Source organism: Mesorhizobium sp. M2A.F.Ca.ET.037.01.1.1, assembly GCF_003998075.1.
In the GTDB taxonomy this organism is placed as follows: Bacteria; Pseudomonadota; Alphaproteobacteria; order Rhizobiales; family Rhizobiaceae; genus Mesorhizobium.
In genome coordinates, this window is the sequence record NZ_RZSA01001778.1 from 1 (window position 1) to 487 (window position 487).

Annotated in this window: 1 protein-coding gene and 1 pseudogene; both read left to right on the forward strand. The window is 67.1% G+C overall.

The genetic code is table 11. The annotated features are described in order from the left end of the window. Positions 1 to 135: pseudogene (locus EOA27_RS43280) on the forward strand (branched-chain amino acid ABC transporter permease); the annotation flags it as partial. Further along, positions 132 to 487 (forward strand): ATP-binding cassette domain-containing protein (locus EOA27_RS39755; RefSeq protein ID WP_127259124.1); only part of this gene is annotated, 356 nt, incomplete at its 3' end. The pseudogene EOA27_RS43280 and the gene EOA27_RS39755, both read left to right, overlap by 4 nt.

Below are 487 nucleotides of genomic sequence, written 5' to 3' on the forward strand. Positions count from 1 at the left end.
GTCACCGACATCACCAGCGGCTTCACCTCGGCCTATCTGCTGATCGTCGGCGTCGCGCTCATCCTGCTCGTCCTGTTTGCCCCAAAGGGCATCATGGGCAGCATCCGCGAGCGCTGGCTGGGGTGGCTGCCATGATGCCGTTGCTCACCACCAAGGGTCTTTCGCGCCAGTTCGGCGGCCTGCGCGCCGTCGACGGCGTCGACTTCGCGCTGATGCCGGGCGAGATCCGCGCCGTCATTGGCCCGAACGGCGCCGGCAAGACGACTTTCGTCAGCCTGCTCTCGGGCCGCATCCGGCCATCGTCGGGTGCCGTTGTCTTCGACGGCGTGGACATCACCGCCATGCCGGCCTACCAACGGGTCAGGCTCGGCGTCGCCTACACCTTCCAGATCACCAGCGTCTTCGCCAACCTCACGGTCTTCGACAATGTCGCGCTGCCGGTGCAGCGCACGCTGACGGACGGCCGCACCAAGGGGCAGGTCAGGAC